The organism is Pseudomonas sp. SIMBA_041, from assembly GCF_046535095.1.
GTDB lineage: Bacteria > Pseudomonadota > Gammaproteobacteria > Pseudomonadales > Pseudomonadaceae > Aquipseudomonas > Aquipseudomonas mucoides.
In genome coordinates, this window is record NZ_JAWRXJ010000004.1 from 478,416 (window position 1) to 493,286 (window position 14,871).

The following is a 14,871-nucleotide window of genomic DNA, read 5'->3' on the forward strand; positions in this document are numbered from 1 at the left end:
GTCCGGAAGTGAATCTTATGCTGGATTTTAATTACGCCGTTTATATTGATGGTGGGAGCGTTTTACTCATGTCGCATGAGCTCAGTGCGCGTGAGTGTACTGATGTACTGGATTCAACGTTATTCATGCAGCTTGCGGCGGCGGCAGAGCAGCCAGGATTGGACGGGTATGAGCAGTGGTGGGGGGGTTATCGCTCGCAGCTTAATAAATTTGGTTGGTCGCGTATTCAGGATTTCGAAGGCTCGTTCAGGTCTGATCCAGATCTATTGCCCCAGACGGTCAGCCAGGCAGTGGCGTCCAAAGTCCGTCGTTTTCTTTCCGCTGAATATGTCGATGCTGTGGGTCGCGCGTTTATCGAAGTGTCCAGACTTTCACCGCACCATTTGGCCCGTACGTTACTGCGATATTATTCGATAGCCGAAGATCCGGTCTCGAAACTGACCACGGTCCGGTTGCAGTTTGGAATTGTCGTGGCGGGTGCTCGGCTAATCTATCTGACGGTAAGTTTCATTACCCGTGAAGCGTTTTCGAGTTCGATCATCGAGCAAAACTTTCTAACCGATGACATCGTCGGGGAAATCGAGTTTAAAGGGTGTGTCGCTGTGCTGGATTCAGCTGCTTATGACTCGTGGCGTGGACGGATTGCGATGGCTGTGGCTCCTTTTCGTGAAGAGCAGATACGGGCGGTGTCCTCGCCAAACACCGAGTGGTAAGGCACGCTTACCGACGAGGTTTCGTCGCTTTGGCACTACTGCACTGTCCGCTCAGGGCGTATTAACGGCTACCCGGTTTTGCTCATCCCGCTGCGCCACCCAATGCTCGATCAAATCGCGCAACTGCGATAACTCCACCGGTTTTGCCATGTGCCCGTCCATGCCGGCCTGGCGCGCACGCTCTTTGTGCTCCGCGAGAATGTGGGCAGTCAATGCCACCACCGGTGTGCGGGTGCGTTGATTGCTGACTTCCCAGGCGCGTAGTTGCTGGGTGGCAGAGAAGCCATCGAGGATCGGCATTTCGCAATCCATCAGCACCAGGTCGTAGCGTTGGGCTTTCATCGCCTGCAAGGCTTCTTCGCCATTGCTGGCGGTGTCCGGTTGCAGGTTGAGCTTGCCGAGCATGCCGCGAATCACCTTGGTCGAGATCGTGTTGTCCTCCGCCACCAGGATGCGGAAGTCGCTCGGGACCTTGACCGGAAGTGCAGGGCCGGCAGGTAGGTGATGTGAAACCGCCAGGCCTTTGTTGCGCTGATTCAGCTCGTCCGCGAGGGTGGTCTTGAGGGTGTAGCCAGCCACGGGTTTGGCGAGAATGCGTTTGATCCCGGAGTTGCGTGCAATGATCTTGCTCGGTGCATTGCTGATGCCCGTCAGCATGATCAGCAGAATGTCGTGATTGAGGCTCGGGTCTTCCTTGATCTTGGCGGCCAGTTGCATACCGGTCATGCCGGGCATGTTCTGGTCCAGCAAGACCACGTCGAAGTAGTCGCGCAAATGAGCCTTGGTACGCAGCAATGCCAAGGCTTCCTTGCCGGACGGCACGGCACTGACATTCAGGCCCCAGGCGCTGCATTGTTGCACCAGTACTTTGCGGCAGGTGTCGTTATCGTCCACCACCAGCACGCGCGCCCCTTGCAGCGGACCATCGAGGTCGGAGGTCGGGTGTTCAAGCCGGTCCGGGTCCAGGGGGAGCGTCAGCCACAAGGTACTGCCCTGGTTGGCGCCGGTCTTGATGCCGAACTCGCCCTGCATCAGGCGGATCAGCTGGCGCGCGATCACCAGCCCCAGATTGCCGCCCAGACTCGTCGCCGAGAGGAAGTGCTTGCTGTGCAGTTCGGCGTGCATCAGGGCATCGCGTTCTTCGGCTTCCATCGGCACACCGCTGTCCTGCACGGCGATGCGCAGCCGTGGTTTGGCACTGCGTTCGTCAAGGGCGACAACGATCAGGATCTCGCCTTCTTCAGTTTTCTTCAGCGCGTTTTCCAGCAGGCTCAGCAGAGTCTGGCGCAGGCGTGTCGGGTCACCGCTGATGACGCGTGGCACTTGCGGCTGAATAAAGCTGATCAGTTCGACATTTTGCTGCTCGGCCTTGGCGCGGAAGATGCTGAGGCAGTCTTCGATCAAGGCGTTGAGGTCGAATTGCACATCGTCCAGTTCGATCTGCCCTGACTCGAGCTTGGAGATGTCGAGGATCTCGTTGATCAGCGTCAGCAGTTCGTTGCCGGCGCTATGGATGGTTTGCACATAGTCGCGTTGCTTGACCGACAGTGGTGTGCCCAACAGCAGCTCGGTCATGCCGAGCACGCCGTTCATGGGGGTTCGGATTTCGTGGCTGATTTTCGCCAGGAATTCGGCCTTGGCGTTGATCTCCGCGTTGCTGGCCGCCAGGTCGCGACTGACGCTGAAGCGATCTTCAGTGATGCTGCGCTGACGTTCGCTCAGGGCAATGCTCATCAGCAGGCCGCTGATGCAAACGAACACCAGAAGCGTAGTGATCAGGCCTTGCGGCGCGACCTGAGTCAGTCCCAACAGGGCGGGCAGGATGATCAGGGTGCCAATGTTGAACACCACCATCGCCGCAACGAAAAACCGCGCCGGACGATAACCTTTTTGCCAGTGATAGGCGCTGACGAACAACATGCTCAGGCCTGCCAGAGCAACCAGGGCATAGGTGATGATATTCAGCGGCAGTGTGTTGACGAACAATAACAGCAGGCCGCAGACGATGATGAACAGAATGTCCGCCAGCAGCAGTTTGTTCAGCGGGTGCGGGCCAAGCGGGGCGAAGAAGCGACAGGCGAGCATCAGGCCGCTCGGCGCTGTCATCAGTAACGCGAGGTAGGCACCAGGCGTCTGGATGGCGTGCCAGTTCGGCAACCATGGCCCGGCCAGGTTCAGCAGCATTAGCAAGCTGAGCATCAACAACCCTTCACACCAGGCCAGCCAGAGGCTGCTGCGCGAGCGTGTGTAGGCATAACGGACAAAGTTGTGCAGGATCAGCATGCCGAGGCAACCGAACAGCAGACCATAGAGCAATGTCTGATTCTGATCGGCCGCGGTCATGACCGCCGATTGCAGGGTGATGTAGGGCCGTAGCTGATGGTCGGAGACCAGTCGCAAGTAGACGTCGAGGGGGGTGTCACTTTGCGGCAGCGGCAATATGAAATCGCTGCTGGGCAGGGGGCGGTCAGCCTGGCGTTGCACGGTTCCTGTCTGCACTTGATCGATCAGTTTGTCGCCATCGAGTACATACAGTTTGAGCGACGACAGGTCGGGAGCGAACACCCGCAGTAATTGTTCATGCTTGCCGGGGGCCAGCCTGAAACGCAGCCATAACGCGCCATCGGGCTCGGCCGCCGTGAGGCGATCGAGTTCGATGGGGCTGAATTGATTGGTGTAGCGAGCAGAACGAATGTCGCTTAGCTGCAGGTCGCCCTGTTCGTCGAGCAATACTGCCCAGCCACTGCCTTGACCGGCCTGGGCCGGGAGCATGCAGAGCAAGGTCAGCAGAGTGACGGTGAGACTGATGGCAATCCTGAGCCTGCGCACGGCGAAATCCCTTCGTAGGTTGATGCCAGATTATAACTATGCGCGGTGCCGGAATAGTGGGGCAAGGACCAGCGGCCCTTGCCCGGCCGAATGAATGGCCTTACTCCTGGCTTTCGCCACGTTCACGGGCAATGGCACGGTAGCCAATGTCCTTGCGATAGAAACAGCCTTCCCAGTCAATTTTTGCCGCCAGTTTGTAAGCTTGCTGCTGAGCCTCATCGACGCTGGCGCCCATGGCCGTGGCGCAGAGCACCCGACCACCGGCCGTGACCACTTGACCGTCCTTGAGTGCAGTACCGGCGTGGAAGACCTTGCCTTCCAGTGCGGCGGCTGCATCCAGACCGTTGATGGCCACGCCTTTGGCGTAGTCACCCGGATAACCGCCAGCGGCCAACACGATGCCGACGCTCGGACGTGGATCCCATTGCGCTTCGACCTTGTCCAGCGCTTGCGCCAGAGCCGCTTCGACCAGCAATACCAGGCTCGACTGCAGACGCAGCATCACCGGTTGGGTCTCAGGATCGCCGAAACGGCAGTTGAATTCGATGACTTTTGGGTTACCAGCCTTGTCGATCATCAGGCCGGCGTACAGGAAGCCAGTGTAGACGTTGCCTTCCTCGGCCATGCCGCGAACGGTCGGCCAGATCACCAGGTCCATGACCCGCTGGTGCACTTGGGCAGTCACGACCGGGGCAGGGGAGTAAGCGCCCATGCCACCGGTGTTCGGGCCGGTGTCGCCGTCGCCGACGCGCTTGTGGTCCTGGCTGGTGGCCATTGGCAGCACATTCTTGCCGTCGACCATGACGATGAAGCTGGCTTCTTCGCCGTCCAGGAATTCTTCGATCACTACGCGCGAACCCGCATCGCCAAACGCGTTGCCCGCGAGCATGTCGCGCACGGCGTCTTCGGCTTCGGCCAGGGTCATGGCAACGATCACACCTTTACCGGCGGCCAGGCCATCGGCCTTGATCACGATCGGCGCGCCTTTTTCACGCAGATAAGCCAGGGCTGGCTCGATCTCGGTGAAGTTCTGGTAATCGGCAGTCGGGATTTTGTGGCGAGCGAGGAAGTCCTTGGTGAAGGCTTTCGAACCTTCCAGCTGGGCCGCGCCAGCGGTCGGACCGAAGCAATCCAGGCCGCGGGAGCGGAACAGATCGACGACGCCAGCCACCAGGGGCACTTCCGGGCCGACGATGGTCAGGGAAACGTTTTTCTCGGCAAAGTCTGCCAGCTGTTCGAGAGCCAGCACGTCGATGGCGACGTTTTCGCATTTGGCTTCGATGGCGGTACCGGCGTTGCCAGGGGCCACGAACACTTTCTGCACACGCGGATCCTGAGCCACTTTCCAGGCCAGTGCGTGTTCACGGCCACCGCTGCCAATGATCAAAACATTCATTTCAAAAACCTCGGATGACGCAAATTCTGTGGGCAGCGTTGGAGCTGCTTTTCTGTGGGAGCTGGCTTGCCAGCGATGCAGGCGACTCGGTTCATCAGTTAGACCGAGGGGATGCTATCGCTGGCAAGCCAGCTCCCACATTTGGATCGAGTTGAATCAGTGACGGAAGTGGCGCATGCCGGTGAAGACCATGGCAATGCCGGCTTCGTCGGCCGCAGCAATCACTTCAGCATCACGCATCGAACCGCCCGGTTGAATCACGGCAGTCACGCCCGCCTTGGCGGCGTTGTCCAGACCGTCACGGAACGGGAAGAACGCATCGGAAGCCATCACCGAACCGGCTACCTGCAAACCGGCGTGTTCAGCCTTGATCGCGGCGATACGGGCGGAGTTCACACGGCTCATCTGACCCGCGCCGACACCGATGGTCTGACGGTTCTTGGCGTAGACGATGGCGTTGGACTTCACGTACTTGGCGACTTTCCAGGCGAAGATCAGGTCATTGATTTCCTGTTCGGTCGGGGCGCGTTTGGTCACGACTTTCAGGTCGTCGGCACTGATCATGCCGATGTCGCGGCTCTGCACCAGCAGGCCACCGTTGACGCGTTTGTAATCCCAGGCAGCGGCGCGATCAGCCGACCATTCGCCGCAGGCCAGCAGGCGCACGTTGGCTTTGGCTGCAACGATGGCGCGGGCTTCTTCGCTGACGGACGGGGCAATGATCACCTCGACGAACTGACGCTCGACGATGGCTTTGGCCGTTTCGGCATCCAGTTCGCGGTTGAAGGCGATAATGCCGCCGAACGCCGATTCGGTGTCGGTGGCGTAAGCCAGTTCGTAGGCCTGGCGGATGCCGCCTTCGGCGTCCGGGCTCACGGCCACGCCGCACGGGTTGGCGTGCTTGACGATCACGCAGGCCGGCTTGACGAAGCTCTTCACGCATTCCAGCGCGGCGTCGGTGTCGGCCACGTTGTTGTACGACAGTTCTTTGCCTTGCAGCTGGGTCGCGGTGGCGATGCCGACTTCGGCAGGCTTGGCTTCCACGTAGAACGCCGCGCTCTGGTGCGGGTTCTCGCCGTAGCGCATTTCCTGAGCCTTGACGAACTGGCTGTTGAAGGTGCGCGGGAATTCGCTGCGACCTTCGGTGCTGAGGGTGTCAGCGGCCTGGTTCACGGTGCCCATGTAGTTGGCGATCATGCCGTCGTAGGCGGCGGTGTGTTCGAACGCCTTGAGCATCAGGTCGAAACGCTGAGCGTAGGTCAGGCCGCCGGCCTTGAGGCCTTCGAGGACGCTGGCGTAATCGCTGGCATTGACCACGATGGCCACGTCTTTGTGGTTCTTGGCCGCGGAACGGACCATGGTCGGGCCGCCAATGTCGATGTTCTCGATGGCGGTCGGCAGGTCGCAACCTGGCTTGTTAATGGTGGCTTCGAACGGGTACAGGTTGACCGCGACCAGATCGATCGGCTTGATGCCGTGCTCGTTCATGATCGCGTCGTCGATACCGCGACGACCGAGGATCCCGCCGTGGATTTTCGGGTGCAGGGTTTTCACCCGACCGTCCATCATTTCTGCGAAACCGGTGTAATCCGCGACTTCCACTGCGGCAACACCGTTGTCACGCAGCAGCTTGAACGTCCCGCCGGTAGAGAGGATCTCGACGCCCAGGGCTTCAAGCTCTTTGGCGAATTCGAGGATCCCGGTCTTGTCGGAAACGCTGATCAAGGCGCGGCGGATCGGCAGGCGGGTAGTCTGGTCGGTCATTTCAATTTCCATCAAAAGCAAAGGAGTCAGCAAAAAAGGCGACCGTTTTTACGCGGGCGCCTTTCTGGTTTGATTGAATGCTTACAGCAAATCGTACTGCTTGAGTTTCTTGCGCAGCGTGCCCCGGTTGAGTCCGAGCAGCTCGCTGGCCTTCGTCTGGTTGCCCTTGACGTAGTTCATCACGCACTCGAGCAGGGGAGCCTCGACTTCGGAGAGCACCAGGTTGTACACATCCGTGACGGCAGCGCCCTCAAGGTGGGCGAAATAATTGTGCAGCGCCTTCTCGACACTCCCGCGAAGGGTCTGACCTTCTTCGCTGGGCGTATTGAGGTGCTGTTTCAAATTCACGTTGTCGCTCACGGGTGTTGTTCCACTCACTAAAGTCTCGGTCATCATCGTCATGCGGCCACCCCTTCTCCGTCCCCTGTCAGGCTCTTGTAACGTTCGGCGAAGAAGCCCTGAACGTTGGCGCATTGTGCTTCCGTATCTTCCAAACGATTGAAGTGGGCGCGAAACTCCCTGGCGCCCGGCAAGGTTGCGAGATACCAGCCCACATGCTTTCGAGCGATCCGGACACCCATGACATCGCCATAGAAGACGTGCAGGGCAGCCAGATGCTCTAGCAGAATGCGTTCCACCTCGATCAATTCCAGCGCCGGGAGTTTCTCGCCGGTACGCAGGAAATGGTCGATCTCGCGAAAAATCCATGGCCGCCCTTGGGCTGCCCGGCCTACCAACAAGCCATCGGCACCGGTCGCGTCCAACACGTACCGGGCTTTCTCTGGTGAATCGATATCGCCGTTGGCAAAGACCGGCATCGACACCGCCTGCTTGATCGCGGCAATGGTGTCGTACTCGGCTTCACCGGTGTAGAGGTCGGCACGGGTGCGGCCATGGACCGCCAACGCCGTAATGCCTGCCTGCTCGGCGATCTTCGCCACCGTCAAACCATTCTTGTTGTCCCGGTCCCAGCCGGTACGGATCTTCAGGGTCACCGGCACATCAACCGCAGCCACGACGGCCTGCAGGATCTCGGTGACCAATGCTTCATCCTTCAACAACGCAGAACCGGCAGCCTTGTTGCAGACCTTCTTCGCCGGGCAGCCCATGTTGATATCAATAATCTGCGCACCCAGCTCGACGTTGGCCCGGGCCGCGTCCGCCAGCATCTGTGCATCACCACCGGCGATCTGGACCGAGCGTGGCTCGGGATCACCTTCGTGGATCATGCGCATCCGCGACTTGCGGGTGTTCCATAAACTCATGTCGCTGGTGACCATTTCCGAGACAACCAGCCCCGCACCCAATCGCTTGCACAGCTGACGAAAGGGTTGGTCGGTGACTCCCGCCATCGGGGCGAGAATCAAGCCGTTTTGCAATGTGTATGGACCGATGCGTACCGCCGACATAGGACTTCCCTGTTGTGGGGCCGGATCATTAGAGTTCGAAAAAGGGTTGGCATGATACCCGCTCTCGATGACTGGATAAAGGCTGAATTGAACAAAATCTGAACAGTTATTCTGTTATTGCCAGCAGTTTGGTACGGACGGTCCCAGTCAGAAATCTGCCGCCAGGCTTGTAGCGGTGAAGCGTTTCACTCGGGGGAGTGGAAGCTCAGGCTGTAGTTCACCGCTTTGGCGCCCGGGTCGAGAATATCCAGCGCGATGTGGATCGGCGTTTGCGGTGGCATTTCCGCCATGCCTTCGAGGTCGCCGTTGAGGTACTCGCCGGGTTTGAAGCGACGGCTGGCGATCAAGTGGCCATTGAGGTCGGCAAAGCGCAGCTCCAGCAGCGGGAAGGGCTGCGAGAACGGCGCGCGGTTGTAGATAATCGCATCGACCACCAGCGCGCCACTGAACTCCGGATGGCTGCGGACCACCAGGTTGCTGCTTTTGATTTTTGCAATGTCGACTTTGGATGGCACCGTGCAGCCGAGTTGCGGGCACAGCTGCTGGAACCAGGGGCGGTACTGGTCCTGGCGGGCCAATTCGTCGAAATGGTATGCAATGTATTGGCCGGCCAGCGCCGCAGCGCCGAGCAAGACCAGCAGCATCCAGAACAAGCGTCGGCCCCAGGGGGAGCGACGTTTTTGCCAGTCCAGTTGCAGTGGGTCATCGGTCAGGTCTTGCAATACCTCGGCGCGCACGCCCGGCTCGCTGCGCTCGCGACGTTTGCGCAGCGGTTCGATCGACGGCAGGTCGTCGTCGAGTGCCTCGGTTGCCGACAGGCGTTCATGGTTGAGCGGGGCGTCGAGAGGGTCGTGCAGGCGCAGATGGGGCACCTGGGGTTCATCATCGAGATCAACCGGTTCCAGCGAAAACGAAGGCTCGGTGCGTTCGTGGTTGTCCGGTTCGGGGGCTGTTTCCGGGTGTTCGGTCTCTACCGGTTGGGCGCGGTCGGCGGCCGATTCGCTGAAGAGGCTGTCGGACCACTGTTCTTCGTCGTGCTCGCTAGAGTCGCGCCGGGCGCTGAGGCCGTCTTCGCGGTGCCGGCCAAACTCCTTGGTCGGCTGGATCTCCCGCTGTTCGAGCCGGGCGAGTTCTTCGTCCAGGTCCAGGCTGTCCAGATCCAGTTCGGAGGCCGTCCACTGCTTTTGGCTGATCGCGCGTGGCGCTGGTGGCTCAACAATGGCCGGGGTTACCGGTTTGACGGCTTCCTTGTCGGCCCGTTGCTCAAGCAGCTGCTTGGCCGCGTTGAACACTTGCAAGCACGAGCCGCAACGAACCACTCCGCGTGCCACGCTCAACTGAGCATGGCTGACGCGGAAGCTGGTTTGGCAATGCGGGCACTGGGTGACGAAGCTGTCGGTCATGCGGCGATCCGGTTTATGCAGGCGTTCATTCTAGCGCCGACGGCCGGTGATGCGCACCCAGCCATCGCGATTGGCAATCGGGTCCAGATCGAAGTCTTGAGCGTAGGCGGCGGCAACGTCTTCGCCTTGTTCTGCAAGGATCCCGGACAGCGCCAGGCGACCACCCGGCTTGACCAGGCTGGACAGTTGCGGTGCCAGAGAAACCAGCGGGCCGGCGAGGATGTTGGCGACCAGTACGTCGGCCTTCACCTGTGGCAGGTCTTCAGGCAGGTACAGCGGGAACAGCGCTTCGTCGATGTTGTTGCGCCCGGCATTGTCGCGAGAGGCTTCCAGGGCCTGCACGTCGATGTCGGTGCCGACGGCTTCCTTGGCGCCTAGCAGCAAGGCGGCAATCGCCAGAATCCCCGAGCCGCAGCCAAAGTCGAGCACGTTGCAGTCTTTCAGGTCCTGACCGTCAAGCCATTCCAGACACAGCGCGGTGGTGGGGTGGGTGCCGGTGCCGAACGCCAGGCCCGGGTCCAGCAGCAGATTCACGGCGTCAGGCTCGGGTGCGGCGTGCCAGCTCGGGACGATCCACAGGCGCTGACCGAAACGCATCGGCTGGAAGCCGTCCATCCAGCTGCGTTCCCAATCCTGGTCTTCGATCACTTCGCTGTGATGCTCGGGCAGCGGGCTGCCGGTCAGCAGCTCAAGGTGGGCCAATACGCTGGCGGCTTCGGTGCCGCCCTCGAACAGGGCCAGCAGGTGCGTGTGCGACCACAGCGGCGTGGTGTTGAGTTCTGGCTCGAAGATCGGCTGATCTTCGGCGTCCATGAAGGTCACCGACACGGCGCCCACTTCAAGGAAAGCGTCTTCGTAGGTTTCGGCTTGTTCTGGGCTGATGGCGAGACGGACTTGCAGCCAAGGCATGGCGGGCACCTTTGAAAAATATTGATTGCAGCCTAGCGGGCTGCGAGAAGCGCGCAAGTTTACGCGAGCGCGGAGGTTTTGTGGGAGTGGGGTGGCTCCAAACGCAGAAGCCATGTGCAACGCGCCCCTGTAGCAGCTCATAAGAAATACCCAGAAACAACAAAGCCGCCCGAAGGCGGCTTTGTTGATCGGGTCGAAGCTTAGTGCTTCTCGCCTGCCAGCTTGTGCTCGAGGTAGTGAATGTTCACGCCCCCTTTGCAGAAGCCTTCATCACGGACCAGGTCGCGGTGCAGCGGGATGTTGGTCTTGATCCCGTCGACAACGATTTCGTCCAGCGCATTGCGCATGCGCGCCATGGCTTCGTCACGGGTTGCGCCGTAGGTGATCAGCTTGCCGATCAACGAATCGTAGTTCGGCGGAACGGCATAACCACTGTACAGGTGCGAATCGACGCGAACGCCGTTGCCGCCTGGTGCGTGGAAATGCTTGACCGTGCCTGGGCTCGGCATGAAGGTTTTCGGGTCTTCGGCGTTGATACGGCATTCCAGGGCGTGACCGCGGATCACCACGTCGTCCTGGGTGTACGACAGCTTGTTGCCAGCGGCGATGCTGAGCATCTCCTTGACGATGTCGATGCCGGTGACCATTTCCGAAACCGGGTGCTCTACCTGGACACGAGTGTTCATCTCGATGAAGTAGAAGTGGCCGTTCTCGTAAAGGAACTCGAAGGTACCGGCGCCGCGGTAGCCGATGTCGATGCACGCCTTGACGCAGCGAGCGAGGACTTCCTGGCGTGCTTTCTCGTCGATGCCCGGTGCCGGCGCTTCTTCGAGAACCTTCTGGTGACGACGTTGCAGCGAGCAGTCGCGGTCGCCCAGATGGATGGCGTGACCCTGGCCGTCGGAAAGTACCTGGACTTCCACGTGGCGTGGGTTGGTCAGGAATTTTTCCAGATAGACCATCGGGTTGCCGAACGCCGCGCCAGCTTCGGTGCGGGTCAGTTTTGCAAAGGAGATCAGGTCTTCTTCTTTATGCACAACGCGCATGCCGCGACCACCGCCGCCGCCAGCGGCCTTGATGATCACCGGATAACCGACTTCGCGACCGATGCGCAGAGCGGTTTCTTCGTCTTCAGGCAGCGGGCCGTCGGAACCCGGAACGGTTGGAACGCCCGCAGCGATCATGGCGTGCTTGGCCGATACCTTGTCGCCCATCAGGCGAATGGTGTCGGCTTTCGGGCCAATGAAGGCGAAGCCGGAGTTCTCGACCTGTTCAGCGAAATCAGCGTTTTCCGCAAGGAAACCGTAGCCTGGGTGAATGGCGGTAGCGCCGGTCACTTCAGCTGCGGCGATGATTGCCGGGATGTGCAGGTAAGAGTGCGCGGCCGAGGCCGGACCGATGCAGACGGATTCGTCTGCCAGGCCCAGGTGCATCAGCTCTTTGTCAGCCTTGGAGTAAACGGCGACAGTCTTGATGCCCATCTCTTTGCAGGCACGCAGGATCCGCAGGGCAATCTCACCGCGGTTGGCGATCAGAACTTTTTCCAACTTCGCAGTCATCAAAGTTTCTCCGCGGTTCAAACGATGGTGAACAGCGGTTGGTCGTACTCAACCGGCTGGCCGTCTTCGACGAGGATGGATTCGATCACACCGCTGGTTTCAGCTTCGATGTGGTTCATCATCTTCATGGCTTCGACGATGCACAGGGTGTCGCCTTTCTTCACGGTCTGGCCAACTTCAACGAACGAAGGCGAGGATGGCGAAGATTTGCGATAGAAGGTGCCGACCATCGGCGAACGGGCTACGGTGCCGTTCAGGACAGGTGCGGACGGTGCAGCAGGTGCAGCGGCGGCAGCCGGAGCAGCAGCAACAGGCGCAGGTGCCGGAGCGTGCTGCATTGGAGCAGGTGCGTAGTATTGCTGAGCCGGCGTCTTGCTATGACGGCTGATACGTACGGACTCTTCGCCTTCCTTGATCTCGAGCTCGTCGATGCCGGACTCTTCCAGCAGTTCGATCAGTTTCTTAACTTTACGGATATCCATGAATCATCAACTCCCAAGGGTCGGTCAGGGGCGTATAGCTTGTGGTTCAAGCTGTTCCAGGGCGGCCTCCAGGGCCAGTCGATAACCGCTGGCGCCAAGGCCGCAGATCACTCCCACCGCTACGTCGGAGAAGTAAGAGTGATGGCGGAAAGGTTCGCGTTTGTGCACGTTAGACAAATGCACTTCGATGAATGGGATGCTCACCGCCAGCAGCGCGTCACGTAATGCGACACTTGTGTGTGTAAAAGCTGCTGGATTGATCAGAATGAAGTCCACACCCTCGCCACGAGCGGCGTGAATGCGGTCGATCAATTCGTACTCGGCGTTGCTTTGCAGGTGCAGCAGATGATGGCCGGCTTCACGGGCGCGGCGTTCCAGGTCCTGGTTGATCTGCGCCAGTGTCGTAGCGCCATAGGTGCCCGGTTCACGGGTGCCGAGCAAGTTCAGGTTGGGGCCGTGCAGCACCAATAGGGTCGCCATCTGCTGTTCCTTGTTATCTGTGTGCAAGTGTCAGAACCCGGCGACTATGCCGCAAAGCCTTTGTGACTGTCCAGTTCTATGCAATAGCCAGCACGATAGCCGATGTTTGCGCGAAATATGTGACCGGCTGATTAAATCCGGTCATTTGCCTTCGCAACACGTTCGGCGAAGTCCTTGGCGTTGATCTCGCCGATCACTCGCACATCGGCACGCTCAACACCGTCCTTGCCGAAAAACATCAGGGCCGGAGGACCGAACAGTTTGTAACGGTCGAGCAGGGCGCGTTGTTCGGCATTGCTGGCGGTGATATCGAAACGAACCAGTCGATAGCCTTGCAGGCGTTCGATGACGTTGGCGTCGTTGAGCACTTCGTGTTCGATGACTTTGCAGCTGATGCACCAGTCGGCGTACCAGTCGAGCAACAGCGGGGTGCCGGAGGATTGAGCATCGGCGAGCACGCGATCCAGTTCTGAGGGCGTGTTGATGGTTTGCCAGGTACCGGCGTTTTGCGCAGGCGCGTTACCTGCAATCGCACGCGATTGGCCGATGGGGTTGAATGGATCGGTCTGTCCGCTGAACGCCCCGAACCAGCAGGCCAATGCGTAAAACATCAGGAACATCCCGAGCAACTGGCCAAGGCGTTTTCGAGGGGGTTTGTAGACGAACTCCAGCGCGCCCATGAACAAGCCGACACCACCGGCCAGCAAACCGATCAGCAGCAAGGTGATCTGGCCCGGCAGTACGCGGCTGAGCAGGCCGATCGCCAATCCCAGTAACAACACGCCAATCGCGTTTTTCACATAGACCAGCCATGGCCCGCTTTTCGGCAGCCAGGCCGCGCCACCGGTAGCCACCAGCAACAGCGGCGCGCCCATGCCGAGGCCAAGCATGAACAGCTTCAAACCGCCGCCCAATGCATCGCCACTGGCGCTGATGTACAGCAGCGCACCGGCCAGCGGCGCCGAAACGCAGGGCGAAACCAGCAGGCTCGACACCACGCCCAGCACCGCGGCGCCCCACAGCGAACCGCCTTCCGTGCGCCCGGCGATGCGATCCAGGCGACTGCTGATGGCGTGCGGCAGCTTGAGTTCGAATACGCCGAACATGGCCAGGGCAAATACCGCAAAAAACGTCGCGAACGGCACCAGCACCCAGGCCGATTGCAGGCGCGCCTGAAGATTGAGTTGTGCGCCGAACAGGCCCATCAGTGCACCCAGCAGGGCAAAGCAGGCGGCCATCGGCAGCACGTAGGCCAAAGACAGATTGAAACCGCGCAAACCACCGACCTGACCGCGCAACACCACACCGGAAAGAATGGGCAGCATCGGCAATACGCAAGGCGTGAACGTCAGACCCAGGCCGGCGAGGAAAAACAGCGCGAGTTCACGCCATCCCCAGTTTTGCGTCGGGGCCTGATCAGGAGCACCGATGCCATTAATGCTCAGGCGTTCGGTTTCCGGCGGATAGCACAGGCCTTTGTCGGCGCAACCCTGATAGGTTACGGCCAGCGTGAAGGCGCGCTGATCGGTGCGCGGCAGTTCCACCTCGATGATCCCGTGATACACCTCGACATCGCCGAAGTACTCGTCGTGCTTCTGTTCGCCCTTGGGCAGTTGGGCGACGCCCAGCGTTACCTCGGCCGGGTCAGCCCGAAACTGGAAACGATGGCGATAGAGGTAATAGCCTTCGGTGGCGACGAAACGCAGCTTGATCGATTGCGGCGTGCTGTCTACCAGGCTCAGTTGAAAGGCTTCGCGCACCGGCAGGAAGTCGGCGCTGTTGTTGATCGAGCCCAGGGTGGAGCTGGGTCGGGTGTCCAGCAACCCGGCGGCGGTGGCCGGCAGGGCGAGCACTAAAAGCAGCAGGCAGAGCAAACGGCGCATGACAATCTCGCGTATCGGAATTGGGGGCATGATAGCGGACGGCG

At 60.1% G+C, this 14,871-nt stretch carries 12 protein-coding genes; 1 reads left to right on the forward strand and 11 read right to left on the reverse strand.

What is annotated here, in order from left to right:
• Nucleotides 1-17 precede the first annotated feature (17 nt).
• A complete protein-coding gene (locus SB725_RS12240; RefSeq protein WP_410921819.1) occupies nucleotides 18-713 on the forward strand; it encodes a hypothetical protein in 696 nt (231 codons plus the stop codon).
• 51 nt (nucleotides 714-764) lie between these two features.
• Here SB725_RS12240 and SB725_RS12245 read toward each other — a convergent pair whose 3' ends face one another.
• From SB725_RS12245 to SB725_RS12295, 11 genes are all read right to left on the reverse strand, one after another.
• Nucleotides 765-3,542: a response regulator gene (locus SB725_RS12245; RefSeq protein WP_410921821.1), complete on the reverse strand. Its 2,778-nt coding sequence runs from the start codon at nucleotides 3,540-3,542 to the stop codon at nucleotides 765-767.
• A 100-nt stretch (nucleotides 3,543-3,642) separates the two neighbouring features.
• The gene (purD, locus tag SB725_RS12250) at nucleotides 3,643-4,938 is read right to left on the reverse strand and encodes a phosphoribosylamine--glycine ligase (RefSeq protein ID WP_027921904.1); all 1,296 of its coding nucleotides are present in this window, start codon (nucleotides 4,936-4,938) and stop codon (nucleotides 3,643-3,645) included.
• A gap of 156 nt (nucleotides 4,939-5,094) precedes the next feature.
• The gene (gene purH / locus SB725_RS12255; RefSeq protein ID WP_027921903.1) at nucleotides 5,095-6,702 is read right to left on the reverse strand and encodes a bifunctional phosphoribosylaminoimidazolecarboxamide formyltransferase/IMP cyclohydrolase; all 1,608 of its coding nucleotides are present in this window, start codon (nucleotides 6,700-6,702) and stop codon (nucleotides 5,095-5,097) included.
• Nucleotides 6,703-6,783: 81 nt separating this feature from the next.
• Nucleotides 6,784-7,104: a DNA-binding transcriptional regulator Fis gene (gene fis, locus SB725_RS12260; RefSeq protein WP_007907419.1), complete on the reverse strand. Its 321-nt coding sequence runs from the start codon at nucleotides 7,102-7,104 to the stop codon at nucleotides 6,784-6,786.
• Nucleotides 7,101-8,111: a tRNA dihydrouridine synthase DusB gene (dusB, locus tag SB725_RS12265; protein WP_027921902.1), complete on the reverse strand. Its 1,011-nt coding sequence runs from the start codon at nucleotides 8,109-8,111 to the stop codon at nucleotides 7,101-7,103. Before dusB ends, fis begins: the two co-directional genes overlap by 4 nt.
• A gap of 185 nt (nucleotides 8,112-8,296) precedes the next feature.
• On the reverse strand, nucleotides 8,297-9,514 hold the full coding sequence (locus SB725_RS12270) for a DUF3426 domain-containing protein (RefSeq protein WP_027921901.1): 1,218 nt from the start codon (nucleotides 9,512-9,514) through the stop codon (nucleotides 8,297-8,299).
• Nucleotides 9,515-9,544: 30 nt separating this feature from the next.
• Nucleotides 9,545-10,423 carry a 50S ribosomal protein L11 methyltransferase gene (gene prmA / locus SB725_RS12275; RefSeq protein WP_027921900.1) on the reverse strand — a complete coding sequence of 293 codons (879 nt, stop codon included), beginning with the start codon at nucleotides 10,421-10,423 and terminating at the stop codon, nucleotides 9,545-9,547.
• 200 nt (nucleotides 10,424-10,623) lie between these two features.
• Entirely contained in the window at nucleotides 10,624-11,982 is a 1,359-nt protein-coding gene (accC, locus tag SB725_RS12280; RefSeq protein ID WP_027921899.1) for an acetyl-CoA carboxylase biotin carboxylase subunit, read from the reverse strand.
• A gap of 17 nt (nucleotides 11,983-11,999) precedes the next feature.
• On the reverse strand, nucleotides 12,000-12,464 hold the full coding sequence (gene accB, locus SB725_RS12285; RefSeq protein ID WP_027921898.1) for an acetyl-CoA carboxylase biotin carboxyl carrier protein: 465 nt from the start codon (nucleotides 12,462-12,464) through the stop codon (nucleotides 12,000-12,002).
• A 24-nt stretch (nucleotides 12,465-12,488) separates the two neighbouring features.
• Nucleotides 12,489-12,944: a type II 3-dehydroquinate dehydratase gene (gene aroQ, locus SB725_RS12290; protein ID WP_027921897.1), complete on the reverse strand. Its 456-nt coding sequence runs from the start codon at nucleotides 12,942-12,944 to the stop codon at nucleotides 12,489-12,491.
• Between the two features lie 131 nt (nucleotides 12,945-13,075).
• Complete coding sequence (locus SB725_RS12295; protein WP_410921824.1) at nucleotides 13,076-14,827, reverse strand: protein-disulfide reductase DsbD; 1,752 nt, start codon at nucleotides 14,825-14,827, stop codon at nucleotides 13,076-13,078.
• Nucleotides 14,828-14,871 lie beyond the last annotated feature (44 nt).